The sequence below is a fragment of the Halolactibacillus miurensis genome (assembly GCF_900116255.1).
Classification (GTDB): domain Bacteria; phylum Bacillota; class Bacilli; order Bacillales; family Amphibacillaceae; genus Halolactibacillus; species Halolactibacillus miurensis.
The window spans coordinates 35,415-58,959 of record NZ_FPAI01000011.1 but is presented as its reverse complement, the minus strand read 5'-3'; the positions used below and the strand labels follow the sequence as shown (position 1 = coordinate 58,959).

The window sequence follows — 23,545 nt, the reverse complement described above, 5'->3', positions numbered from 1 at the left end:
ACACATGCCTCCTTCGTTTAACGTTACCGGCTATCGGGTATTAAATCTATAGAGCACAAATGGATCAGCACTTGAAGATAAACAAGCTAGAAAGGAGATTGACGATGGGAAAACTACATGCGCACGTCATTGTCCACGGACGCGTCCAAGGCGTAGGCTTTCGTTATATGACGGAAATGAAAGCAAACGAGATTGGCGTCTTTGGTTATGTTAAGAACTTACCTGATGGAACGGTTGAGACTGAAATAGAAGGTGAGGCAAGCAAAGTCTATCAACTCATCGATGAAATTAAAAGCGGTATAAGTCCTTCAGCTAAAGTGACAGATGTGGACGTTGAGGTAACAGAAGAACTAACGGGCTATAGCCGTTTTCGAACAACCTATTAAAGCCGCAACTAAACGATTCATCACAGATAATAAGGGGGTTAAAAATTATTTTCAATATCAAAAGGTCGTAAGCTTTAAAGCTTACGACCTTTTATGTCATCCTTCATTTTCTTCAAAGAAACGACGGTTCAGGGCAATATAGTCATGTTCTGATTCTGGTACTTCATCTTCCATGAATATCGCATCAACAGGACAGACCGCTTCACATGCCCCGCAATCAATACAAATATCGGGGTCAATATAGTACATATCTTTTCCTTCTTCTATACAATCCACAGGACACACTTCTTGACATTCGCCTGCTTTCTCATCAATACACTCAGATGTAATTACAAAAGCCATTTGTTCTCCTCCTCTTCAATGTTGACGCCATTTATCACCAAACGTGTTTCAGTTCTTGATGATCACCATCAATATGGACAATAAACACGTCAGGATTCTTCAGTACTTGCCAATCTTTAAAGTTAAAATCAGGGTTAATTTCATGAAGGTAAAGGGCGAGTAAATGACCGTGCGTGACCACTAAAAGTGGGGCATCTTCTTCACTATACTCATCAATCACTTGTTTAAAACGACAGAGAGCATCTTTCGCTGATTCTCCGCCTGGGAGTTTATAATCTGGATCACTAAAAGACGCTTTCACGACCCCGACATAATCATCCACGGGTTGATCACTCAACACCTGTTCTTGAAGACGCGTATCTTTAATCACCTCAAGATTATTTTGTCTCGCATAAGGACGAACAGTCTCTACAGCACGCATGTATGGACTTGATACCAGTTTTTTTGGTCGAAGTCCTTCTTTTTCTAAGTATTCAGCTACGCGACGTGCTTGATTCACACCTAAATTTGTCAGCGGTGAATCTTTATGCTTACCTTCTGCGTGACAATGACGAATGAGTATCAGTTGTTTCATGCGATCATCTCCCCCTGAGGCTAGTATCATTAAAAATGTTCTTACCTAAACTATTACCTTAAATTGACCCTAGAAAACCACATTTATTCATTTTTTTCAGAAAAATATTCTTTTCTAAAACCACCGATACGATTGGAGTTATCCAAGATGAAATAAAATTCATCAGTTTCATTTTTCACTTCATAATCTTTCCCTGGCGTTAACATGGTATCAACGACAAACTTCTTTGCGTCCGCATGGACACAACGAATCGTTTTTATCGTGTCACGTTGTTCCCAATCTTTATGAATCACAGTCATTCTCTCCTTTAGCTCAATAAACTTCTGTTCTAGTTTATCATGTTTTGTCAAAAAAGATAAGGCTATTTCACTGCGATTTTCACTTTAACCCCTGTGTCGCTGTTGCTTCTATTTCTCTCCAAACGTAACATTCTGTTTGTAGCGAGTAATCAAACACCACATCAACAAACGCCCTTTCATATTTAAAGCCGTGCTTTTCATAAAAGCAAACAGCAGGATCATTGCCTCTTTCAACATCGACGGTCACTGTCTTAGGGTGCGTGCATCTCAAGTATTCCTTAAAAAGCTCTGAACCTATGCCTTTATGCGTGACGTCAGGTTTCAGGTACAAAGCATAAAGAAAAGCATCCGGCTTATCGTTTGAGGCATCTATAAATCCAATCAGTTGTTGATCCTTGATGGCGACGAGGACTGTGTGGTGCTTTATTCGCTTTATTAATCGATCGTGATGATAGAAAACGTCGATACATTGGTTGATGATGTCAAGCGGGATTAACGTTTCATACGTGTGATGCCAACTCTCCGTTGCAATCTTCTGAATGACTGGAATATCCACTTCATTTGCTTGTCTAATTTGTGTCATACTGATTACCTCCGTCTTTAAAATAAGTCCTTATAAAATGCTTTAGTCTTTACGTCTTCATCCTATGTAAGAAAACACCGCCGAATCAGCTTGATTCGGCGGTATGTCGGTCAATCCATTATCTCACGTCTCCTTACTCAAAAAGACTCAAGTATTCGCCGTAACCTTCTGTTTCTAAATCTTCTTTCTTGACAAAGCGTAACGCAGCTGAATTAATACAATAGCGGCTACCACCTTGGTCTTTAGGTCCATCATCAAATACGTGACCTAAGTGTGAGTCAGCTTGTTTTGAACGGATTTCAATCCGGCGCATACCATGGCTTGTGTCCATTTTCTCTTCTAGCCGTTCACGACTAAGTGGTCGGGTAAAGCTTGGCCACCCACAACCGGCATCATATTGGTCCGTTGTTGAAAAGAGCGGCTCACCACTGACGATATCGACATAAATGCCGTCTTCTTCGTTAGCGTAGTAAGCATTCTGAAACGGTGGTTCTGTCCCGTTTTCTTGTGTGACATGATACTGCATCTCGGTCAAACGTTGTTTAAGTTCCGATTGGTCCGGTTGTTTATGCCATGTTTTATTGATAAAATCCGCTCGACCCGAGCCTTTTTTATAAAGACGATAATGGAAGCGGTGCTTTTTATAGTAATCTTGGTGTTTGTCTTCCGCTGGATAGAATGTATCCGCTGGACGAACGTCTGTGACAACAGGTTGCTTAAAGACACCAGAAGCCTCTAATTGTTGTTTGGACTGTTCAGCCAGTCTTTTTTGTTCATCGTTGTGATAAAAAATGGCTGTTCGATACGATTCCCCGCGGTCATGAAATTGTCCCCCATCATCCGTTGGGTCAATTTGACGCCAGAACAACTCTAACAATTTCTCGTACGGAAACACATCCGGGTCATACGTGATTTGAACGGCTTCAACGTGACCGGTTGTGTCGGAGCATACTTCTTCATACGTTGGATTTTTTGTATGTCCACCCGTATAGCCAGAGACGATTTTTTCAATGCCCGGTTGTTCATCAAATGGTTCAACCATACACCAGAAACAACCACCCGCGAATGTTGCGATTTGTTTTGTCATCTTCATCCCACCTTTTAATTACAGTGTACGGCGAAAGATGCCTTCAATCAACTATTTCGCTCGTGTATGATGTTTACTTGAGGCGGGAGGTTTTTAACTTGATTATACTTGACGACTTTCTACGTTAATTCAACCACCGACGCTTGGCTAATTATCTTTTGTTACGGACGCCTTATATATACAGCGCCGGGCCATTTGAGTCGACGATTTCTTCAAATGCTTCTATCGTTAAACAGCTCGGACGTTTATAATCGGTAGAGATGAGTGGTTCAAGTTGCTCACTTTCATCACTATGGTTCGTGTCAGGGAGTGGCTCAGATAAAAAGTTCATCTGTTTAGGCCGATCTGTCTCTTTAGTTTTAGCGGGTAACTTGGACGCTTTTTCCGCCGGTTTATCATCAGACTTAAACACTTGAATTAATTCCGGTAAACTCTTAAGCAAAGGCCCATATTGTTTAATATAAGGGACAAACGATTGAGTCGTTTTCAACACATGTTGAAGCTGATCTAAATATTGGGGTAAATCTTTTAATTGTTTTGTTACTTGAGAGGTTGCGGTCATATTGGTTAAGGTTTTAGGCTTGGTTAACTTTTGCGTCGGTGGTTGATAAGGATAGTAGTACGGCGGGTAGGGCATATACGGTCCGTTTGGGTAATAAGCACACATAGTTTCACCTCATTATTTCCTTTTACCTTACTATATGCGCGCGCCAAGAGAAACGTCCCATTTGCTTCTGGTATAGATTGATGAACCCTTTCAAGGATAGAGCTAAATTCTGAGATAATAAGTGCGGGGAAATTAATGGACAAATAAAAAAGATTATTTCCTGGGCAAGCGCAAGAAATAATCTTTTTTGACATAAAGCGGTGATACACGCTTAATTTACACTATAAAGCGACACCAATTGATAAAGGATCTCGGTTTTATTTTCCGTAAAGGTTAGTGATTTAATTTCCCCAAACCCAATTTGGTCAGATGTTTGATGCCGTCTAATTTCAATTCTTTCATGAAGGGGATATAAACGATACCCTTCAAGTGTTAACGTAAAGTGATTGTCTTCTTCCTCAAGTCGACGCTCTTTTCCTTCCGTTACTAATGTCCATTCTAATGATAATGGCATACTCATATAAATCCCTCATTTCTGTTCTATCAATAATTAAAAGCTAAAGGCCGCATCAGACCCATTGGGTGATGTGGTTATGTCTAGTTTAGCATAAATTTCTTCTTTTAGTTGGGGGACGTGCGAAATAATGCCTAAAATACGGTTTTTCTGACTCAACCCTTTTAACGTATTAATTGCTTGTTCCAGTGAAATATCATCAAGCGTGCCAAACCCTTCATCGATAAATAACGTATCCAGTTGAATCCCACCACTATAAGCTTGAACAACGTCAGCCATACCAAGTGCTAAACTGAGCGAGGCTTTAAACCCTTCCCCGCCTGATAAAGTTTTCACTGACCGCACCTTCGAGGTATGGTGATCAATCACTTCTAAGTCTAAACCACTTTGGGCCCCACGTTTGGCGATTTCATGACTGCGTCTAAGTTGATAACGGTAATCGGTTAATTCGACTAACCGTTGGTTCGCTTTAACCAAAATGTCATCTAAAAAGCTTGATAACACAAACCGCTCAAACGATAACTTCAAGTGATTCTCGCCGCGGCTTAAGTCCGCTAATTTTTTGATTGTCTGATACTGTTGTTCGGCTTGTTTGATAGTGTCTAACTGTTGGTTTACTTTCTTTCTTACCTGCGCCATTAACTCGAATAATTCTTCCAGTCGCGTCGTTTCTTTTACGAGCGTGTTATAGCGCTCATCAAGTACTGAAAGTTCCGCTTTAAGTGGGGCGATATCTGGTTTTTCTTGATCATTGATCCGGTCGGTCAAGGTGTTAATGTGAACCGCTAACGTTTGTCGCGCCTCATCAAAGGTTTGAATCTCACGTTTCAATGTTTCTCTCACATCAGCTGGTTGCCGCGCGGTTAAAAAGTCTGCTTCACTATGAAAAGCTGAATCGATTAACTGTTGTTGAAACGCTGCTTGTCGATCTGTTTCTTTTTCACGCAGTTCGGTTAAATAACGGGTGAGACTATTTAGTTCTGTTTCGAGTGTCTGTTTATCAGTCTCGAGTTGGCGTCTTTTTTTATCGGCTTGTTCATACTCGATTTCGAATGTTTTAAGCTTTGTTTGTTTGTCTTTAAACTGGGCTTCAAATTGTCTAAACGTCATCTCAGCTATTGGTAAGCGTTGTTTTAACAGCTCACATTCGGTTTCAAGCTTCTGAACGGTTTCCTTTTCTTTTACGATTGTATCCATCAGCGCATTTAGTTCCGCTTCTAAGTTACTGTATTGTTTTGTTTCTTTTTCAAGTGTCGTCCCAAGCTCACTTAATCGACGCTTTTGTTCTTCGTAATGCTTAACTTCTTTTTTAACGTCCGTTAACTGCGCTTCACGTTCGTCAATCCATTCTTGTAATGCCGAAACATCAGAAGTAGAGGCATTGTCTTTTGAGACATCTTTCAGTAAACCGTCCACTTTTTCTCTTTGGTAAGTCCCTTTCAATTTCAGTTCGGCTAACTCCGCTTGTTTTTGTCTTAGCGCTTGTTCTTTTTGTTCACGATCAGTCTTAGCCGCTTGTAATACCGCATCAGACACGAGCGCTACTTGCGTATGCCGAGCACCGGGATGTTCCTTAGAACCACAGACAGGGCAAGGTTCCCCGCTGGATAGCGCTTCCTTAAGCCGGTTAGCGTAACCGTCGCGCCAGCGCTTGTCGGTCTCCGTTTCTTTTTGCTTTGCTTTCTCAACAGCCGTTTCAAAAGACTGGAGCTGCGTTTGTTCGTCCTTATATGTTTTTCTTAACTGCGCGAGTGTTTGGGTCGCGGTTTTTGCCTCGCTTAATTTTTTAAGCACCGTTTCTTGTTTTTCTTGTTCATTCAAAACTTTCAAGTAGCTTGCTTCCATTTCATGGCGCGCGTTTAGAATCACTTCCTTCTCTTTTATGGCTGTAGCTAAGGTAGACAGGGTTGCCTGTTTCTCTTCGTAGGTTTCTGTCAGTGTACGTAAGTGATTGCCTTGTTCTATTAAGCTGTCTGTCTTTTTTTCATAGGTCAGCCAATCTTCGCGTTGTTGTTTGGCTGCTTTTAAGTCATCCTTTACGGAATCAAACGTGTCCACCTGTTTGTGTAAGCGATCAAACTCAGCTTGTTGTTCATGAAAGGCTTGGGTCACGTTCGCTACTTTTTTTAGGACGGTATCCCGTTCTGTTGATTTGTTTTGCACTTCTTGTTTTCGACTCTGATAGTCTTGATAATAGTAATCGAGTGTCGCCGCTTTTTCCGCCGCTTCTAGTGTCTGTCTCTTTTTGGTGATCTCAGGTTCTTTTTCTAACAAGACCGCGAGTTCTTGTTGTTTTGTTTCGTAATCACTGAAAGCTTCGAGCAAGTGCGTTTGATGCTGAAGCGCTCTATTTTTTTGATCCATAGATTGTTTGAGCTCGGTTTGTTTGGTCTCATTGTGCTGGATGTGCTGTTTCGTCTCACGCATTTTTGTTTCAAGTCGCTCAATCAGTTGAGTTGTTGTTAACTGATCAACCTCAACCTCACTATCCCAAGGAATGCGCTGCCACTCAAATTGAAGTCTTTGTTGTAAATCGGCTAACTGCTGAGCTTGTTCTTTCGCTTTGTCTTTAAAATAGTCTTGTAGCTCGGCGTATTTCGCTGTTTGAAATAACTTTTGTAAGATTTGTTCCCGCTCTTGTGAATTCTCACTAATCAAACGGCGGAATTCACCTTGCGGAATCATAATCATCTTCAAAAATTGATCATAGTCAAGACCAAGGACCCGTTTAATTTTATCATTGACCTCATTGATCTTTGATTCCGTCACAACAAATGCCCCGTCAATGCATGTTTCTAATACGGCGGTGGCAGGCTCTTCTTTTAGGCCTTCGCCGCGAAGTTTTGGAATCCATTGTTTTGGTTTTCTTAACACACGGTATGTCTCGTCTCCTACAGAAAAGGTAAAGCGGACAAACGTGTCGGTGTCATGACTACTAAAGTCACTTCTTAGCGTATCATGGTCACGGTCAGTGCCACTGGCTTTTCCGTATAAACTAAAACAAATCGCATCAAAAATTGTCGTTTTCCCCGCGCCAGTCGGTCCGGTAATAAGAAAGAGTGACTCTTCCCCGAGCTCAGTAAAATCTAGTGTTTGTTTATGTTTGTATGGCCCAAAGGCTTGAAATTCTAAAAAAAGTGTCCGCAAGGTTAGCGCCCCCTTTCTTTGTCTTTAATTGAGTCGAGCCCTTCCAGTAACAAGGCGCGTTCATCATCAGTCATCGCCTCACCCGTCATCTCTTGATAAAAGTGTTCAAATAACGCATCATCACTCATCCGCTCGGTCACCGGTGTTTGGTCAAGCTCATCTAAGGCCACATCCCGGTGGGTCCGCTTATATTCTAGTCGTAAAATATTCGGAAACTTTTTACGTAAATCTGCCATCGGATCGATCACTTCTTCGGTATCATCTAAACGAACGAGTAAATAATCATCACTGGCTTCGGTTGTGGTCATGATGTCATGAAACGTCCCTTCGATGATGCGTAAATCGCGTCTAGGCTCAAGTAAATGCCGCTCAATCGTGACGTTATCTTTTTCGGCTAAGTTAACAATGGTAACGGACTTTTTATGCCTGGCTTCTGAGAAGGAATACTTTAATAACGACCCGCTATACTGCACATTTAGGCGTTTCACTTGTTGGGGCTGATGGAGGTGTCCTAAAGCAATATAGTCAAACCCATCAAACACGGACTGATCAACATAAGGGCTCCCACCAATCATCGATAGGCGCTCCTCTGAGTCTGTTTCCATTCCACCTGCGATAAAAGCATGCGCTAAAATAACGTGGCGCTCGGATAAATCCATGCGGTCACGAATCGATTGGACGACAATTTCCATCGCTTCATGATGCGTGAGCATCTCATCAATCTGAAAGTGAAACCGCACTTCATTAGGTTCAAAAAAAGGGATCAAATGAAAAGTCACTGGGCCTTTATCGTCCGTCAAGGTCACGTGTTCAATCGGATGGGTCAGTTTCGTCTCAAAATATAACTGATTGTCTCTAAATAAGGCCCGACCAAATTGTAAGCGATCAGGACTGTCGTGGTTACCTGATGTCACAAGGACCGGAAAGTCATATTGCTGGCTTAGTTTAGTGATCGTTCGGTCAAATAAATCAACCGCTTCTTTCGGAGGGATTGAGCGGTCATAAATGTCACCCGAAATAACGACACAATCCGGTTGTTCCGCGTCAATAATGTCAAATAATTGATCAAGCACATAGGCCTGGTCTTCGGTCATATGGACGGCATTGACAATCTTACCTAAGTGCCAATCGGCAGTATGAAGGATTTTCATATTCTCACCTCTCTAAATTTTGATTTGAAAAAAGAGCTGAAAGTCATCATCCAGCTCTTTTTAGTATTAACGGCGCGTTTCTAAATAATCATACCAGAGCGCATCAAACACACTCATAACAGTCGTAAACGGTAAATTCCATTCTAAATAACGACTCACTTCATCATATTTTTCCGATTGACGCGGAAAGTCATGATCTTCAAACATCCAATCCGCCAATTTTTTTTCATCTGTTAACTGCTTCATGCCTCGGTAACGCATCATATATTCATAAAAACTTTTGCCCATCTGCTTCACTCCTTCACAGTTTTATCCAGATACTCGCGATCATATTGAATAAAGTAGTAATCATAAGGGTTCTCACTATCTTTTACACCTTGTTCTTTTGACGTTTCAACAAATCCTGCGTCACGGTAATCCGGAAAATACGTATCCCCTTCGAAAGAGGCATCGATATAGGTGATATATAACCGGTCAGCGACCGGTAAAAATTGTTTGTAAATCTCTCCACCACCAATAATCATCACTTCATCATCACGCGCTTGTAACGCCTGTTTTAAGTCTTCAATATCGTGATAGACCTCTACTCCCGGATAAGTGAAGTCTGTCTGCCTCGTAAGCACCATATGATGACGGTCTTTTAAAGGTTTTTTAAAGCTTTCAAATGTTTTTCGTCCCATTACAATCGTTTTACCGAGTGTTTGGTTTTTAAAAAACTGTAAGTCCCGTGGTAAGTCCCACGGCATCCAGTTATCTTTTCCAATCACAAAGTCTTTTCCGTGTGCGGCAATTAAACTAATCATCATAGCCCTCCTATACAGCAATCGGTGCTTTAATCGGTGGATGTGAGTCATAGCCGACAAGTGTAATATCATCGACCGTTAACTCAAATAAACTTTTACCTTCTGTGATGTTTATCTCAGGTAGAGGATACATCTCACGTGAGAGTTGTTCTTCTACTTGAGTCAGGTGATTCTGATAAATATGGGCATCCCCTAAGGTATGAATAAATTCCCCGACGTCTAACCCCACTTCATTAGCAATGAGGTGGACAAGGAGACTGTAGCTCGCAATATTAAACGGGACACCTAAAAAGATATCGGCGCTGCGTTGGTAGAGTTGGCAGCTTAGCTTGCCATTCGCCACGTAGAACTGAAACATCGCATGGCACGGGGGCAAAGCCATATTGCTTGGGATATCTTCTGGGTTCCAAGCCGTGACGATATGGCGACGAGAGTCTGGATTCGTTTTTAAGCTCTCGATCACGTCTTTTAATTGATCAATCGTCTCCCCACGAGACGTTTGCCAGTGACGCCACTGCTTGCCGTACACCGGACCTAAGTCACCGTATTGTGTCATAAACGCATCATCTTCTAAAATACGTTGTTTGAAAATGGCCATTTGTTCCTTATACTCGGCGTTAAATGTTGCGTCTACAAGGGAACGATTACCGAAATCCGTCATATCAGGTCCGGTATAATTCTCGCTCTCGACCCAGCGCTTAAAGGCCCATTCATTCCAGATGTTATTGTTGTGCTCCAGTAAATAACGAATGTTCGTATCGCCATGAATGAACCACAATAATTCTGAGACAATCAATCTAACATTCACTTTCTTGGTCGTTAGTAGCGGAAAGCCTTCTGCTAAATCAAAGCGCATTTGCGCACCAAAGACAGAATATGTACCGGTATTTGTTCGGTCGGACTTTTTCTCACCATTAGCTAACACATGGCGACATAAATCTAAGTATTGTTGTTCATTTACAGACATGTTAAAACTCCTCATTTGAAAAATATACTAGACACTATTATACATGAAAAGCTGCTTTAATCCCACTCGGAATTTTTTTTACACGTGTCGAGCGTCTTTAATTATTATGTTTGAGAAAATCACGTTCATTGTAATAGCCATCATAAAAAGCACGCATCAACTGATGGCGCTCTTCGGCGATCGTTTGTGCTGTTTTCGTATGAAGCAAGTCCTTTAAGTGAAATAGCTTATCATCAAAGTGCTGTATCGTTTCATCCAACGGACGGTTGTGCGTCGTGCCGTATTGAATCGTACGAATAATCCCCATCGCCCCAATGGCATCGAGTCGGTCGCTGTCTTTAACAACTTGTTGAAGTAAGGTGGTTGCTTCTTTGTTGTGCCTGAAGGAAATGACATCAATGGCGTTTATGATCACGTCAATCGTATCGTTATTAAAGCAGACCTGCTTTAATAGTACCATGAGTGCCTGTTTACTTTTCGCTGGGTCTTGGACTAATTTGTCATCATAATAGTCATGGGTCAGGGCTATCACTTCTGGCAAAAACGGGTCAAGTCCTTCTTGTTTGGCGATGTAGATACTCATATTGCTTACCCGGATCATATGGTCGTAATTATGGCCAGATGTATCGTTACAGAAGCGGTCATAGATGTGTTTTTTAAGTGTAGATAATACGGTATGTTCGTTCATGACTTTCTCTCCTTTTCTTGATTGTGTAATGCTTGACTTTTTCCAATAAATGCGTTATCATTTTGACCAAAGCTTAAGGGAAAAGTCAGGTTTATGAATGTCAATGCACGTGTCGTATATCTGACACAGGTATTGGCTTTTTCTATGTTTGATGATTCTTTATATAGCTTAAATTCGTGAGATTGAGGAGGCGCACACGCAATGCAAAACGGTATTGTCAAATGGTTTAACGCAGAAAAAGGATACGGATTTATCCAACTTGAAGAAGGTGATGATATTTTCGTTCACTATTCTGCCATCCAAGAAGATGGTTTTAAAACGTTAGAGGAAGGTCAATCTGTTGCTTTTGATATCATTGAAGGTGACCGTGGACCTCAAGCCGCTAACGTCACAAAAAACTAAATCTCATCCTTAAAGCGGTGACGTTGATTCATCGCTTTTTTATATGTTAGACGATCCGCCTACCTAAAAACATAGATTAAAAATTTGAACAGATAAAGAGGTATAAGCATGTTAGAAGTATATATTGACGGGGCCACCCTTGGCGAGAATGGTAAGAGTGCGGCAAGTTTCGTCGCGAAAAATAAGCAGGTTTGTCTAGAGGGTTATACCTTTATTGGTGAGAAAACAAATCACGAAGCGGAGTTTCACGCCCTTTTCTTTGCGCTTGTTACTCTAAAGAATAACTATCCAGATGAGATTCTCTCAATTCGATCGGATTCAAAAATTGTCGTTGATACGATTGAAAAAGCCTACACGAAAAATCCAGCCTTTCTAAGTTATTATGAAAAAATAGCCGAACTTATCACCCATTTTCCGTATGTGTTCATCAAGTGGATTCCTGACAAAGACAATAAGCGAGCCGATCTGTTAGCGCGCACCGGCTTACAAACAGAGTCAACCGTTATTCAATCATGTTCTTAACTTTTAAGTAAGCTTCGACCTCATGTCTTTTGGTAATCTTTTGTTCATCGAGATGTTCTAGTAGATTCACAAAAAAAGACCCGTCAAACCCATACGTTAGTTTTAACGTGTATTCAATGGCGAGACGAACGGTATAATCACTCGCCGCTGTGATTTGTTTACCGAAATAAATAAATTTGATATCTGACGCTGACAACTTAAAGCCTTTGGCATATAAATGATCCAAATACGATTCTAATTGCCCTACCATTTACTCTACCACCTTTATCTCGCGGATTCGTCTTGCTTTCATTATAAAGTAGCCCGCGCCACGTTACAAGAACGAATGTTCTTTTATTATGAAGCAGCTCACCTCAACTGACGAGTGTTGAGGTGAGCTGCTTCATTATTTAATTCCATTGATAAATGACTTGATATTTTTCGGTTAAATAATTAATCAAATAATTAGGATTTAACCCTTCACCGGTGACATCGTTAATAATCTCTAACGGTTCTTTCATCCGTCCATGGCGATGAACGTGTTCTGTTAACCATTCTTTCATCGGTTCAAAGTCATTCGTTTGAATCATCATTGGAATATTGATTTGTTTACTCATTGCCTCATGTAACTGCGCAGCATACATATAACCTAAGGCATACGTTGGGAAGTAACCAAAGTCCCCGCCTGCCCAGTGAATATCTTGTAACACACCTTCACGGTCTGTTGTTGGGCGAATACCTAAGTAACTTTCCATCTTATCATTCCATGCTTCAGGTAAATCTTTTACTTTCAATGACCCTTCGATTAATGCCTTTTCTAATTCATAGCGAATAATAATGTGCAAGCTATAAGTTAATTCATCTGCTTCAATCCGAATATAACTTGGCTTCACTTCATTAATCGCCCGGTAAAAGTCTGATAGTTCAATCGTTTGGAACGCTTCAGGCGCAAACGATAAGAAAGACCTATACTGACTTTTCCAGAACGCTTCACTTCGTCCGATGAAATTCTCCCAAAACAGTGACTGTGACTCATGAATCCCCATTGATGTACCTTCAGCGAGTGGTGTTAGAGCAAATTCAGAGTCAATATTTTGTTCATACAGGGCATGGCCCCCTTCATGAATGGTCCCAAAAATCGCCGTTCTGAAATCATGTTCATCGTAACGTGTCGTCACGCGCACATCTCCTTGATTAATACCAATCGCAAAGGGATGAATCGTCTCATCTAAACGACCCGCATCAAAATCATACCCCATCTTATCAAGCACGCTCAAACTAAAGGCTTGTTGCTTGTCTTTCGGGAAATAATGAAGCAACTGACTGGAATCAACCTCAACATCCGATTGTTGAATTTTTTTAACGAGGGTTGATAACGCTTGTTTTAACTCATCAAACACAGGGTCTAAAACATCCGTCGTTAATCCCGGCTCATATTGGTCTAATAAACCGTTATACCGATTATCTTTATAACCCCAATACTCACTAAACCGTTGGTTATACTCAACGAGTTGTTCTAAATACGGGGCAAGCATGGAAAAGTCATTCTTTTCGCGCGCGTCTTGCCAAACCGTTTCTGCTTTAGAACGAAGGGTCACAAAAGCGGTGTATTCTGCGGTTGGAATTTTTGAATCGCGGTCATAATCTTTCTGACAAACGTTCAACATTTGTTTCATGACCGGATCACTCTCAACCTCTGCCGGTAGCTCATCTAAAAACCGCTTCATTTCCTCGGAAGTTTTCAGTGTGTGAATCGTTTCAGACAATTGCCCGATAACCTCTGAACGCTGGTCCATCCCCTTTTTAGGAATCATCGTCCTTAGGTCCCACGCCATTAAATTCAGTGCTTCTTCATAACTTTTAATTTTTTTTAAATAGTCTTTGAATGATTGAACAGTAACGGTCATCCTCATCCCTCCTACTTATTGTGCTTACCAAAGTATTGGTAGTAATCAACTTTAATAAATCCGTTAAATAGCTTCCGTTTTTTCGTAGCTTTCATACCAAATAATTTCTCAAACTGTTCGTGTGACGTTAAGACGTAACTACTCCACGTTGAATTAAGCGCCATCGATTTTCCTAGATCACGATACATTTGTTTCACTTCTTCTTCTTCATTTAAACGCTCACCGTAAGGTGGGTTGGTGATTAAATAACCATTGTCTTTTTTCGGGTGAAAATCACGTGCTTGCATCTGTTTAAACGTAATTAAATCACTTAGTCCCGCTTCGATGGCATTGTCTCTAGCGATTTCAATCATTTTTGGATCTAAGTCAGTACCAGTAATGTCAAGTGGTTGGTCATAATTAGCCAGTTTTTCTGCTTCGTCAAAGGCTTGATCCCATAGCGTCTGGGGTACGAAATCCCATGACTCGCTCGCAAACTCCCGGTTAAAGCCAGGCGCAATATTTTGTCCAATTAAAGCTGCTTCAATTAAAATCGTCCCTGACCCACAGAATAAATCAACTAATGGGTAATCGGCTTTCCAGTTTGTCAACATGACAAGCGCCGCTGCGAGCGTTTCTTTGAGCGGGGCTTCCCCTTGACGCAGACGGTAGCCACGTTTATGTAGGCCGGTACCTGAGGAGTCGAGGGTGAGTGTCACTTTATCTTTTAATAACGCGACTTCAATTTTGTACATCGCTCCTGTTTCTGGCATGTTGATAGCGACGCCGTGCTTTTGTTTTAATTTCTCCGCGACCGCTTTTTTCACTAATCGCTGACAATCGGGCACGCTGTAAAGTTTTGATTTTACCGACTTACCAATAACAGGAAAGGCGCCGTCTTCAGGAATATAATCTTCCCAGTTTAACGCCTTTGTTTGTTCAAAGAGATCATCAAACGTTTTTGCTTCAAATTCACCGACAATGACTTTAACACGATCGGCTGTTCTTAGCCATAAGTTTAAGCGCGGAATCGCGCTCACGTCAGCATCAAACATCACTTTCCCGTTCTCAACTATCACATCTGTATACCCTAATTCTTTTACTTCCCTTGCGACAAGTGCTTCCAGCCCCATTGCAGCTGTTGCCAATAACCGTACTTTTTTCATTTTATCCACCTCATTATTATTAAAAAAACCTCCCAACGACCGAAAAGTCAGAGGAAGGTTCATCGATTCAAAATAAATGACCAATGAATGTTTTATAAGCCATGTTCTGTTCTAAAGCACTACAAACGGTGGTCAGCCTCGTACTCTAGCGGTAACCATCTATCTACATAGTTGACTATGTCCTTGTTTCGGTTAAGTTCCCTACTCCAAGATGCCCCTACCAAAATTTGGGTTGCTCACTCGTGGGGTTTACCTCGTTCCACTCAAGTCGGTTTCCCGCTTGACTTCGTCACTGTGGCACTTTCAAGGTACTAGGCACATATCCAAGGACTTAGCGCCATTCCCTGCCGTCAATCACAACTGTGACTGCCTTGATTTATTTATTCATCAAGCACGAACACTACAAGCATCTCAGCTTGTGTGAGCATGGACTTTCCTCTACAAACGCGAAGCGCTTGTAGCGATTACCAAAACATTCATTTCCCTTTATTTTTCCTTCAATAGTATAACACATCTCACGTCATTTGACACGTGGAAATGTCTAGAAATACTTAATCATCGGCATACTTTTTGCCAAAAACAGCTTTTTCTAGATTGGATACACGTTTAAGAATATCATAGTTAGCTTGATGATTCGTTGCCTGCATGCGAGGTCTTACCGGTTCCTCCGGCTTTCTTTGTGACGCGCGGGCTTGTTCTTCTTCGAGTTGTTTAATTCTACTTTCAAGTGCTTCATAATCTTGAATAATCACATCAAGATAGGCATCCACTTCTTCTTGATTGTAACCACGCATCGATGTTTTAAAGTCTTTGTCTAAAATATCTTTTGTTGATAACTGTGTTAATTTATTCTCCATTTTTTCACCCCGTTATAAATATAAGGTTAACCTGTCTTCTCTTATCTGTTCTATTATATCAAACTTTCATAAGAATTATAGTAACGAACATACCATCGGTCCTTATGATTGTTCAAATGTCGCCATCTCTTGTAGTTCTCGCCCAATATCTTCTAAATCCAGTGGTGTGATTGTATATGTCAAATGATCCGTATCTTTTATGATCGTCTCATAGTAAAATTTCACACTTCCTGGATGGTCTTCATCAATTAACACCAGGCTGGCATCAGCTTTAGCTAAAAAAAATTGATTTTTCATCTTAAACTGCCCCGGATTTTTATACCCACCTTGATAGAGCGTATTGAAATAATCAACCGTCATCGTCAATAATTGATATTTCTCTTGATCGGGTTCTTTCCAACGACTATGTTGGTCTTCAAATGGCGCAATGATCCCAATTTGAAAATCATAATGTTCTTGTAGGTCGAGACAGACTTCAACGCACCATAGCTCAACCCCTAGCTGTCCTGAGACAATCACCCACTCTAAGCCGTCTTCAAGTAATCCAATAAGCTTTTTTTCTAACGCTTTTTTAATAATCATCACCCGTGGATCTTGGTCTTTGTGGATGCCTAATTCAAATGATTTATAGCCGGTGACCGCTAACACTTTAGTCATGTTGATATACCCTTCTTACCATATCAAGAACCACATCAACAGATTTGACGAGTTCATGAAACCTTTTCTCATCCGTATCATGATAAAAGCTATGCATAATGATTAATTCCATGTTTTCTCGGGTAGACTGAACGAGTGACGGATGGATAGATAAGGCATGTGTTTTAATATCTGATAAAAGTTGGTCTTCCCATTGTTCCATTAACTGAAACTGTGGGGTGACTTCTTCTTTAATAACGTTAAACGCCTCCCGGTCATTAAGTTTAGCCGGGAGCTTATCTGTCTGATAGCGGATGAAACACGCTTGTTTTATCTGATCGATTGTTTCTGTTTGTGATAGGACTGACATGACTTTTCACCTCTTGATACATACTTTAGCACGGATAGAGTCCGTTGACAAACACAAAAACAATAAGATTCACCCACCATTTTCTCACCTTTTTTTCATTGTTTTCTCATTATACAAACATACGTTTTATATGCTATACTATTATAGGAAGATTCAACCATTTAATTAGACTAACTCAACTGGACCATGACGAGACGGTTATCAGCCCAAAGCCTTAAAATCGTGTTTTTCACTCGCCATTTTATAAATTTTTGATATGATATTTGAAACAGGAGGGATGCTGTTTGAATTACCCAAATGGTAAAAAAGTAAAAACTCAACATGCAACGAAGAACAATACACCGCATGACCGCTTCAGTAATCGTGGTATGACGCTCGAAAAAGATATTAATGACACAAACAATTACTACTTAAGTCGGGGACTATGTGTGATTCACAAAAAACCAACCCCGGTACAAATTGTAAAAGTCGATTACCCTAAACGTAGTGCAGCAGTGATTAAAGAAGCCTATTTTAAACAAGCATCAACAACGGATTATAACGGCCTCTATAAAGGTAGGTACATTGATTTTGAAGCGAAAGAAACGAAGAATAAAACATCGTTTCCACTCAGTAATTTCCATCAACATCAAATCGACCATATGGAAGATATCGTGAAACACGAAGGGATATGTTTTGTGATTATTCGCTTCCAGGCTTATAATGAATCATATGTCTTTCCGGCTGTGAAACTTTTTCCGTATTGGCATCGTCAATTTAAAGACGGTAGAAAGTCGATACCTTATACAGCCGTTAAAGATGAAGGGACACTCATCCCAGCAAGTTTCCCTGCCCTCGTTGATTATTTAACTGTCGTTGACGAGATCTTTTTTTAAGAATGAATGGAGGAAATAATGATGTCTGATCAATACAAGTCGCGTAGTGAAAAACGCCGACAAGAACAGATGAAACAAACGAAAAAGAAACAAAATAAGAAACAAAAAACTAAGAAAGTATCTTTTAAGAAAGTGATGTTAACCTTGCTTATTTTAGGACTTATTGCTGTGGTTGGCGTGGGAGGTTTATTTGCTTATTACATCTCTAAGTCACCAGAACTTGACCCAGAAAAATTAAGTATTCCTGCCTCAAGTAAGGTCTATGATAAAGACCAGGAACTTTTTGCTGATATTGGTGAAGAACAGCGGGTCAAAGTCAGTTATGATGAGCTTCCACCCGTGTTAATCGATGCCGTATTAGCAACAGAAGATGTCCGGTTCTTCGACCACTTCGGCATTGATATCCGCCGGATTGGTGGAGCGGTCATTGCCAACTTGACCGACGGTTTCGGTTCAGAGGGTGGGTCAACGATTACCCAACAAGTCATTAAAGGCGCCTTTTTATACCCTGATAAAACGCTAGAACGTAAAGTTCAAGAACAGTGGTTAGCCATTCAACTTGATTTATCTTACTCTAAAGAAACGATTTTAGAAATGTATTTAAATCGGATCTATTACGGTTCTGCCGGCTACGGGGTCGCAACCGCTGCTCAAAACTATTTCGGTATAACGGATCTAAATGAACTAAGTTTAGCTCAAGCCGCTCTTTTAGCTGGGTTACCACAACGCCCGTCAGCGTATGACCCGACGGTCAACCCAGACCTAGCTAAAGAACGGATGGAAACGGTCCTGAATTTAATGGTCCGACACGAAAAAATTTCGGAAAGTGAAGCAGAAGAAGCGAAACAAGTGGCCATTGAAGACATGTTAAATGTCTCAACAGCCTCTCGTACCAGTCACACCGACTTTTTAGATCAAGTCCAGCGTGAATTAGAAGAGAAATATGACATTGATTTATACAATGATGGTGTGAAAGTATATACGACAATGGACCAAGAGGCACAAAGTTATGTGGAATACTTGCTGTCTGATGAAAGTCCCGTCAGTTATTCAGATAGTGAACTACAGTCCGGTCTTTCTGTCGTTGAAACAACCTCAGGTGCGATTCGAGCGATCGGTGGTGGCAGAAATCGTGAAGCAGGTGGCTTCAACATGGCCATCCAAGCGAAACGACAACCGGGTTCATCAATTAAACCGATTTTCTCTTATGGCCCAGCGATTGAGTATTTAAACTACTCAACGTATGAACAAATGCCGGATAACGGTCCTTATGAAGTAACCGGCTCAAAGCCGATTAATAATGTGGGACGTTACCGTGGTCAAGTCACATTACGAACCGCTTTAGAACAATCTTCCAACGTCGTCGCAGCCCATCTTTTTGATGAAATCGGAAGAAGTCAAGTCAGCGAATTCGGACAAAAGCTTGGCTTAACCATTCCTGATGGCGGATTAAACGTCCGTGATGCGATTGGCGGGTCAACATTTGAAGCTTCTACGCTTGATATGGCGGCAGCTTATGCGGCTTTTGGAAACGGTGGATTATATACCGAACCATATAGCGTTGTTGCGATTGAATATCCCGATGGCCGACGCATTGAAGTGGAACCTGAAACGACTGTGGCCATGTCAGAAGCAACGGCTTATATGGTCACAGACATGATGAAAAATGTTGTACGCTCAGGTACAGGAACAAGAGCCAATGTTTCAGGTGTTCCAGTAGCCGGTAAAACCGGGACAACCGATAATAATGTTGATAAATGGTTTGTTGGTTTGAGTACCCAGTATGCGATTGGTGTATGGACAGGCTATGCTGACAGTTCAACAAAACCTGTCCCGGATGTATACAACTCACAACTGCTGTTTAAGTATGCGATGACAGAGTTATCTAAAAACGTAGAGGTGACCGATTTCACTCGTCCTGACAGTGTCATACCTGTCAAAGTTGAAGCGGGCACAAATCCTGCTCAATTACCGAGTGAATTCACACCAAATGACCAAGTCATTACTGAGCTATTCAAACGTGGGACAGAGCCTTCGGCTGTATCTGATGCTTATGAGCAATTAAATCCAGTTGAGAACTTAAAAGCCACTTATGATGAGGAAACAAACAGCATCACCGTAACGTGGGAACATAATATGGAGGCGGATGTAGATGTTGCCTTCGAGGTCAACTATCAATCAGGTGAACCTGTCAATACCGATGCGACAACCTTCACGATTGAAGAGGTGGAACCTGAAACCATGTACACCATTAATGTGACGGCCTTTAATCCAGAAAAAGTCACCTTAACGAGTGAAACAAAAACCGTTGAAATCATGACGCCAAAAGAAAAAGAAGAAGAACCCGACCTACCAGAGATCGACTTACCAGATGGTGAAGCCCCTGATGGTAATGATAACAATGGTAACGGGAATGGCGACGGGAATGGTGGCAATGATGATGATGAAGACACACCAGACCAGCCAGATGAGGACCAACCAACAGACGATGACACCGATCAATCGGATGAGGAAACAAACGCTGAACAACAAGATGATGCGGCTTAATCCTCTTTATTACTAACATAAAACATCCCCAGATATCTTTTTATACTAAGAGATAACTGGGGATGTTTTTATATTAGTGGTGTATCTGTTGATGTCTCATCGCTTGTTTGATTGCTTCTTTAGCATACAACTTTTCTACTTCTTCATAGAGCGTGATGAGTTGTAAATACGCATGGTATTGTTTTAGATTTCCTTCAACATACTCAAACCGTTCTTTAATGTTGATCGGCTTGATTGAAAGGCTATCCATATCTTTCGTTAAATCATCCGTTTGATTCAACTCATACAATAACACTTTAAATGATTGAATCGCCTCTCTCATCGGTTGAATCGCCTCTTTAAATTGACGCGCATCAAATAACTGTTGGATATGAGGTTTTTGTTGATCAAAACGACTGAATAACTCATGACGATTTGTTGGCATGTTCTCTCTCCTTTTTACGTAAACGTTTCTGTCCTTCCCGGCAAAGGTCGAGTAACGGACACGTGTCACATTGAGGATGTCTCGCCTTACAGTGGTAACGCCCGAAAAAAATCATCCGGTGGTGCGTGTCACTCCACTCGTCTTTAGGTACTTTCTTCATCAGTGTTTTTTCTACTTCTAACGGCGAGTCTTTCCAACGGGCAATCCCTAAGCGTTTAGACACACGTTCCACGTGTGTATCAACTGCAATCGCTGGTTCGCCAAAAGCCACTGACATAACGACATTCGCTGTTTTTCGTCCAACACCTGCAAGAGATTCTAGTTCTTCATGCGTCCGTGGCACCTCACCGTTAAAATTTTCTTTAATTCTTTGTGATAATTTTTGAATATTTTTTGCTTTGTTCCGGTACAAGCCAATCGATTTTATGTCTTGTTCTAATTCTTCTAATGGCACGGCTAAATAATCTTCAGGCGTTTTATATTTTTTAAAGAGAGCATCCGTCACTTTATTGACGAGTTGGTCCGTACACTGGGCTGATAGGGCGACCGCAATGACGAGTTCAAACGGATTCTCATGCTTTAATTCACACCAAGCATCAGGATACATCTCAGCCATCGTATCAAGGACGAACCGTATTTGTTTATTCGTTAACACGACTTGCCACCTCCATTAATCGTCTGATTCATCTAGCCAATTATAGTAAACAGATGGATCGGTGCGTTTTCTTGCCTTTTCTGTGCGCTGATTCGACTGTTGGTGAAATTTCTTGCCGGCTTTTTTAGCAGCCTCTACCGTTTTAATCCCTTTTTTCTGCCACTCTTGTAAAATACGATCAACATACTTAAAGTTAAGTTTACTTAACAAGACAGCCTCTCTTAACGCTTGTTGAATGAGACGGACATCATACTGGTCTTCATCTAACCAAATATTAATGGTTTCAATTTCAATTGGCGATAACACACGACCGAACTCACGCTCAAACTGCTTAAACACTTCGACACTTTGATCCGTTGGCTGCGTACTTTTCTTATCATCTTTTGTGTATAGTGTCTGCCACAGTGGCTCTAATGAGTAGTATTCATCAACAATACCAGCACCATTTTCAGTTTCTTCAATTGTCATAAGATGCTTTTGCATGAGCTGGCGCAAACTGCGACTGACGACTTGATCATCGTAATTTGTCACCTCAGCCATTTCAGACGGTGTCGGAAACATCGTATTCTCAGCCTGGAAACGGATCAGCTGCAGCACAACCATCACTTCCGTTTCATCCATACCAATCTGACGGTAATCGGTTAAGAGTTTTTTCGAGAACGTGAGTTGATCGCGCATAAATCGTTCATAGTGTTGTTTCAACATTCTTCCCCCATTCACATGATGGTGAAAACCCCCGGACAAGATCCGAGGGTTTTTATTTATGGTCACATATAAGCTTATGGATACAGACGGTTTAATAAACGTGGGAATGGAATCGTCTCACGTACGTGCTCAACCCCACTAAACCAAGCAACGGTTCGCTCTAATCCTAAACCAAAACCAGCGTGTGGCACTGAACCGTATTGACGCAATTCTAAATACCACTGGTAAGCATCACCTGATAAGTTATGTTCCTCATAACGTTGTTTCATTAAGTCTAAATCATCAATCCGTTGTGAGCCTCCGATAATTTCACCATAGCCTTCCGGTGCGATTAAATCGGCACAAAGCACAACCGCTTCGTTGGTTGGGTCTGGCTTCATATAGAAAGCTTTAATATCTTTTGGATAATGCGTAATAAAGACAGGTTTATCAAAACTTTCGGCAATCGCTGTTTCATGAGGTGAGCCAAAGTCTTCTCCCCACTCAATATCATCAAAGCCTTTATCTTTTAATAATTCAACGGCTTCATCATACGTAATACGTGGGAATGGCGCTTGTATTTGTTTTAATTTGTCAACATCGCGCTCTAAAATATCAAGCTCCAGCGCACAGTTTTCAACAACAGATTGCGCTAAGTAACTCACGTATTGTTCTTGTACTTGTAAACTTTCTTCATGTTCCATAAAGGCCATTTCAGGTTCAATCATCCAGAATTCAATCAAGTGACGACGTGTTTTTGATTTTTCTGCACGGAACGTTGGTCCGAATGAAAAAACTTTCCCAAAGGCCATTGCGGCTGCTTCCATATAAAGTTGACCACTTTGAGATAGGTAGGCTTCTTCATCAAAGTATTGGGTATGGAAGAGTTCCGTTGTCCCTTCCGCTGCAGAACCTGTTAAGATAGGTGGATCAATCTTAATGAAACCTTCTTTATTATAGAATTCGTAAGTCGCGCGAATAATTTCATTGCGAATCTTCATCACCGCATGTTGTCGTTTTGAACGTAACCAAAGGTGACGGTGGTCCATTAAAAACTCGGTCCCGTGTTCTTTTGGCGTGATAGGGAAATCAACGGATTCATGAATGAGTTCAAGGTCAGTGACTTGCATTTCATAACCAAAAGGCGAGCGCGTATCTTCTACAATTGTTCCTGTCACATAAACCGATGATTCTTGTGTCAAAGATTTCGCTAAGTTAAAGACTTCTTCTGATACCGCTGCTTTAACGACAACACCCTGAATAAACCCTGTGCCATCGCGTAATTGTAAGAAAGCAATCTTACCACTTGAACGCTTGTTACTAAGCCAAGCGCCCATTTTTACTTCTTCATTTAAATGTTCATTTACTTTACTAATGGTTGTTTTCAACAAACT

Annotated in this window: 28 protein-coding genes and 1 other RNA gene; 5 read left to right on the top strand and 24 right to left on the bottom strand. The window is 41.1% G+C overall.

What is annotated here, in order from left to right:
* Positions 1-104 precede the first annotated feature (104 nt).
* Entirely contained in the window at positions 105-386 is a 282-nt protein-coding gene (locus tag BM390_RS08565) for an acylphosphatase (RefSeq protein ID WP_062319397.1), read from the top strand.
* A 96-nt stretch (positions 387-482) separates the two neighbouring features.
* On the opposite strand, the gene fdxA is transcribed toward BM390_RS08565, so the two are convergent.
* From fdxA to BM390_RS08500, 13 genes are all read right to left on the bottom strand, one after another.
* Entirely contained in the window at positions 483-728 is a 246-nt protein-coding gene (gene fdxA, locus BM390_RS08560) for a 4Fe-4S ferredoxin (RefSeq protein ID WP_062319395.1), read from the bottom strand.
* A gap of 34 nt (positions 729-762) precedes the next feature.
* On the bottom strand, positions 763-1,302 hold the full coding sequence (locus BM390_RS08555; RefSeq protein ID WP_062319393.1) for a histidine phosphatase family protein: 540 nt from the start codon (positions 1,300-1,302) through the stop codon (positions 763-765).
* Positions 1,303-1,385: 83 nt separating this feature from the next.
* Positions 1,386-1,595, bottom strand: coding sequence for a DUF6501 family protein (locus tag BM390_RS08550; RefSeq protein WP_062319391.1), 210 nt, complete (start codon positions 1,593-1,595; stop codon positions 1,386-1,388).
* Between the two features lie 85 nt (positions 1,596-1,680).
* The gene (locus BM390_RS08545) at positions 1,681-2,184 is read right to left on the bottom strand and encodes a GNAT family N-acetyltransferase (RefSeq protein ID WP_062319389.1); all 504 of its coding nucleotides are present in this window, start codon (positions 2,182-2,184) and stop codon (positions 1,681-1,683) included.
* 133 nt (positions 2,185-2,317) lie between these two features.
* Positions 2,318-3,271, bottom strand: a complete 954-nt coding sequence (gene msrA, locus BM390_RS08540; protein ID WP_089854311.1) for a peptide-methionine (S)-S-oxide reductase MsrA — start codon at positions 3,269-3,271, stop codon at positions 2,318-2,320.
* A 172-nt stretch (positions 3,272-3,443) separates the two neighbouring features.
* Positions 3,444-3,938 (bottom strand): VrrA/YqfQ family protein, encoded by a 495-nt coding sequence (vrrA, locus tag BM390_RS08535; protein WP_062319386.1) that lies wholly within the window; start codon positions 3,936-3,938, stop codon positions 3,444-3,446.
* A gap of 211 nt (positions 3,939-4,149) precedes the next feature.
* A complete protein-coding gene (locus BM390_RS08530) occupies positions 4,150-4,398 on the bottom strand; it encodes a DUF2584 family protein (protein ID WP_062319384.1) in 249 nt (82 codons plus the stop codon).
* A gap of 30 nt (positions 4,399-4,428) precedes the next feature.
* Entirely contained in the window at positions 4,429-7,539 is a 3,111-nt protein-coding gene (locus BM390_RS08525) for an AAA family ATPase (protein WP_062319382.1), read from the bottom strand.
* A gap of 2 nt (positions 7,540-7,541) precedes the next feature.
* The gene (locus tag BM390_RS08520) at positions 7,542-8,690 is read right to left on the bottom strand and encodes an exonuclease SbcCD subunit D (protein WP_089854307.1); all 1,149 of its coding nucleotides are present in this window, start codon (positions 8,688-8,690) and stop codon (positions 7,542-7,544) included.
* Positions 8,691-8,756: 66 nt separating this feature from the next.
* Complete coding sequence (locus BM390_RS08515; RefSeq protein ID WP_062319380.1) at positions 8,757-8,978, bottom strand: YozE family protein; 222 nt, start codon at positions 8,976-8,978, stop codon at positions 8,757-8,759.
* Between the two features lie 5 nt (positions 8,979-8,983).
* Positions 8,984-9,493, bottom strand: a complete 510-nt coding sequence (locus BM390_RS08510; protein WP_062319378.1) for a dihydrofolate reductase — start codon at positions 9,491-9,493, stop codon at positions 8,984-8,986.
* 10 nt (positions 9,494-9,503) lie between these two features.
* Positions 9,504-10,460, bottom strand: coding sequence for a thymidylate synthase (locus tag BM390_RS08505; protein WP_062319376.1), 957 nt, complete (start codon positions 10,458-10,460; stop codon positions 9,504-9,506).
* A 97-nt stretch (positions 10,461-10,557) separates the two neighbouring features.
* Positions 10,558-11,148, bottom strand: coding sequence for an HD domain-containing protein (locus BM390_RS08500; RefSeq protein WP_062319374.1), 591 nt, complete (start codon positions 11,146-11,148; stop codon positions 10,558-10,560).
* Between the two features lie 201 nt (positions 11,149-11,349).
* On the opposite strand from BM390_RS08500, the gene BM390_RS08495 reads away from it, so the two are divergent.
* Together BM390_RS08495 and BM390_RS08490 are read left to right on the top strand one after the other, a co-directional pair.
* Entirely contained in the window at positions 11,350-11,550 is a 201-nt protein-coding gene (locus tag BM390_RS08495) for a cold-shock protein (RefSeq protein ID WP_062319372.1), read from the top strand.
* A gap of 108 nt (positions 11,551-11,658) precedes the next feature.
* Complete coding sequence (locus BM390_RS08490) at positions 11,659-12,072, top strand: ribonuclease HI family protein (RefSeq protein WP_062319370.1); 414 nt, start codon at positions 11,659-11,661, stop codon at positions 12,070-12,072.
* On the opposite strand, the gene BM390_RS08485 is transcribed toward BM390_RS08490, so the two are convergent.
* The 7 genes from BM390_RS08485 to BM390_RS08455 form a co-directional block, all read right to left on the bottom strand.
* Positions 12,053-12,322 (bottom strand): DUF6123 family protein, encoded by a 270-nt coding sequence (locus tag BM390_RS08485; protein ID WP_062319368.1) that lies wholly within the window; start codon positions 12,320-12,322, stop codon positions 12,053-12,055. The genes BM390_RS08490 and BM390_RS08485 overlap by 20 nt on opposite strands.
* A 139-nt stretch (positions 12,323-12,461) precedes the next feature.
* Positions 12,462-13,958: a carboxypeptidase M32 gene (locus tag BM390_RS08480; RefSeq protein ID WP_089854304.1), complete on the bottom strand. Its 1,497-nt coding sequence runs from the start codon at positions 13,956-13,958 to the stop codon at positions 12,462-12,464.
* An 11-nt stretch (positions 13,959-13,969) separates the two neighbouring features.
* Positions 13,970-15,103 carry a THUMP domain-containing class I SAM-dependent RNA methyltransferase gene (locus BM390_RS08475; protein WP_062319366.1) on the bottom strand — a complete coding sequence of 378 codons (1,134 nt, stop codon included), beginning with the start codon at positions 15,101-15,103 and terminating at the stop codon, positions 13,970-13,972.
* Positions 15,104-15,193: 90 nt separating this feature from the next.
* Positions 15,194-15,579, bottom strand: an RNA gene (gene rnpB / locus BM390_RS08470) — RNase P RNA component class B.
* Between the two features lie 75 nt (positions 15,580-15,654).
* Positions 15,655-15,960, bottom strand: a complete 306-nt coding sequence (gene gpsB, locus BM390_RS08465) for a cell division regulator GpsB (protein WP_062319364.1) — start codon at positions 15,958-15,960, stop codon at positions 15,655-15,657.
* 102 nt (positions 15,961-16,062) lie between these two features.
* Positions 16,063-16,617 carry an SLOG family protein gene (locus tag BM390_RS08460; protein ID WP_062319362.1) on the bottom strand — a complete coding sequence of 185 codons (555 nt, stop codon included), beginning with the start codon at positions 16,615-16,617 and terminating at the stop codon, positions 16,063-16,065.
* The gene (locus tag BM390_RS08455; protein ID WP_062319360.1) at positions 16,610-16,966 is read right to left on the bottom strand and encodes a DUF1798 family protein; all 357 of its coding nucleotides are present in this window, start codon (positions 16,964-16,966) and stop codon (positions 16,610-16,612) included. The genes BM390_RS08460 and BM390_RS08455 overlap by 8 nt, the downstream gene beginning before the upstream one ends.
* A 284-nt stretch (positions 16,967-17,250) precedes the next feature.
* Between BM390_RS08455 and recU the strand changes: the two genes are divergently transcribed.
* Both recU and BM390_RS08445 read left to right on the top strand, forming a co-directional pair.
* On the top strand, positions 17,251-17,841 hold the full coding sequence (gene recU, locus BM390_RS08450; RefSeq protein ID WP_062319358.1) for a Holliday junction resolvase RecU: 591 nt from the start codon (positions 17,251-17,253) through the stop codon (positions 17,839-17,841).
* 21 nt (positions 17,842-17,862) lie between these two features.
* Positions 17,863-20,388: a PBP1A family penicillin-binding protein gene (locus BM390_RS08445; RefSeq protein WP_062319356.1), complete on the top strand. Its 2,526-nt coding sequence runs from the start codon at positions 17,863-17,865 to the stop codon at positions 20,386-20,388.
* Positions 20,389-20,461: 73 nt separating this feature from the next.
* Here BM390_RS08445 and BM390_RS08440 read toward each other — a convergent pair whose 3' ends face one another.
* The 4 genes from BM390_RS08440 to asnS all read right to left on the bottom strand — a co-directional run bounded on the left by BM390_RS08440 (position 20,462) and on the right by asnS (position 23,539).
* Positions 20,462-20,812 (bottom strand): YpoC family protein, encoded by a 351-nt coding sequence (locus tag BM390_RS08440; protein WP_062319354.1) that lies wholly within the window; start codon positions 20,810-20,812, stop codon positions 20,462-20,464.
* A complete protein-coding gene (gene nth, locus BM390_RS08435; protein WP_089854301.1) occupies positions 20,793-21,467 on the bottom strand; it encodes an endonuclease III in 675 nt (224 codons plus the stop codon). Before nth ends, BM390_RS08440 begins: the two co-directional genes overlap by 20 nt.
* Before the next feature lie 15 nt (positions 21,468-21,482).
* Positions 21,483-22,169 carry a DnaD domain-containing protein gene (locus BM390_RS08430; protein ID WP_062319352.1) on the bottom strand — a complete coding sequence of 229 codons (687 nt, stop codon included), beginning with the start codon at positions 22,167-22,169 and terminating at the stop codon, positions 21,483-21,485.
* A gap of 77 nt (positions 22,170-22,246) precedes the next feature.
* Positions 22,247-23,539 carry an asparagine--tRNA ligase gene (asnS, locus tag BM390_RS08425; RefSeq protein ID WP_062319350.1) on the bottom strand — a complete coding sequence of 431 codons (1,293 nt, stop codon included), beginning with the start codon at positions 23,537-23,539 and terminating at the stop codon, positions 22,247-22,249.
* Positions 23,540-23,545 lie beyond the last annotated feature (6 nt).

Bases quoted from the DNA above. Each gene is read 5' to 3' on its own strand.
- BM390_RS08565 (WP_062319397.1), top strand. From the start codon at position 105: ATGGGAAAACTACATGCGCACGTCATTGTCCACGGACGCGTCCAAGGC.
- fdxA (WP_062319395.1), bottom strand. From the start codon at position 728: ATGGCTTTTGTAATTACATCTGAGTGTATTGATGAGAAAGCAGGCGAA.
- BM390_RS08555 (WP_062319393.1), bottom strand. From the start codon at position 1,302: ATGAAACAACTGATACTCATTCGTCATTGTCACGCAGAAGGTAAGCAT.
- BM390_RS08545 (WP_062319389.1), bottom strand. From the start codon at position 2,184: ATGACACAAATTAGACAAGCAAATGAAGTGGATATTCCAGTCATTCAG.
- msrA (WP_089854311.1), bottom strand. From the start codon at position 3,271: ATGACAAAACAAATCGCAACATTCGCGGGTGGTTGTTTCTGGTGTATG.
- vrrA (WP_062319386.1), bottom strand. From the start codon at position 3,938: ATGTGTGCTTATTACCCAAACGGACCGTATATGCCCTACCCGCCGTAC.
- BM390_RS08530 (WP_062319384.1), bottom strand. From the start codon at position 4,398: ATGAGTATGCCATTATCATTAGAATGGACATTAGTAACGGAAGGAAAA.
- BM390_RS08520 (WP_089854307.1), bottom strand. From the start codon at position 8,690: ATGAAAATCCTTCATACTGCCGATTGGCACTTAGGTAAGATTGTCAAT.
- BM390_RS08515 (WP_062319380.1), bottom strand. From the start codon at position 8,978: ATGGGCAAAAGTTTTTATGAATATATGATGCGTTACCGAGGCATGAAG.
- BM390_RS08510 (WP_062319378.1), bottom strand. From the start codon at position 9,493: ATGATTAGTTTAATTGCCGCACACGGAAAAGACTTTGTGATTGGAAAA.
- BM390_RS08505 (WP_062319376.1), bottom strand. From the start codon at position 10,460: ATGTCTGTAAATGAACAACAATACTTAGATTTATGTCGCCATGTGTTA.
- BM390_RS08500 (WP_062319374.1), bottom strand. From the start codon at position 11,148: ATGAACGAACATACCGTATTATCTACACTTAAAAAACACATCTATGAC.
- BM390_RS08495 (WP_062319372.1), top strand. From the start codon at position 11,350: ATGCAAAACGGTATTGTCAAATGGTTTAACGCAGAAAAAGGATACGGA.
- BM390_RS08490 (WP_062319370.1), top strand. From the start codon at position 11,659: ATGTTAGAAGTATATATTGACGGGGCCACCCTTGGCGAGAATGGTAAG.
- BM390_RS08485 (WP_062319368.1), bottom strand. From the start codon at position 12,322: ATGGTAGGGCAATTAGAATCGTATTTGGATCATTTATATGCCAAAGGC.
- BM390_RS08480 (WP_089854304.1), bottom strand. From the start codon at position 13,958: ATGACCGTTACTGTTCAATCATTCAAAGACTATTTAAAAAAAATTAAA.
- BM390_RS08475 (WP_062319366.1), bottom strand. From the start codon at position 15,103: ATGAAAAAAGTACGGTTATTGGCAACAGCTGCAATGGGGCTGGAAGCA.
- gpsB (WP_062319364.1), bottom strand. From the start codon at position 15,960: ATGGAGAATAAATTAACACAGTTATCAACAAAAGATATTTTAGACAAA.
- BM390_RS08460 (WP_062319362.1), bottom strand. From the start codon at position 16,617: ATGACTAAAGTGTTAGCGGTCACCGGCTATAAATCATTTGAATTAGGC.
- BM390_RS08455 (WP_062319360.1), bottom strand. From the start codon at position 16,966: ATGTCAGTCCTATCACAAACAGAAACAATCGATCAGATAAAACAAGCG.
- BM390_RS08445 (WP_062319356.1), top strand. From the start codon at position 17,863: ATGTCTGATCAATACAAGTCGCGTAGTGAAAAACGCCGACAAGAACAG.
- BM390_RS08440 (WP_062319354.1), bottom strand. From the start codon at position 20,812: ATGCCAACAAATCGTCATGAGTTATTCAGTCGTTTTGATCAACAAAAA.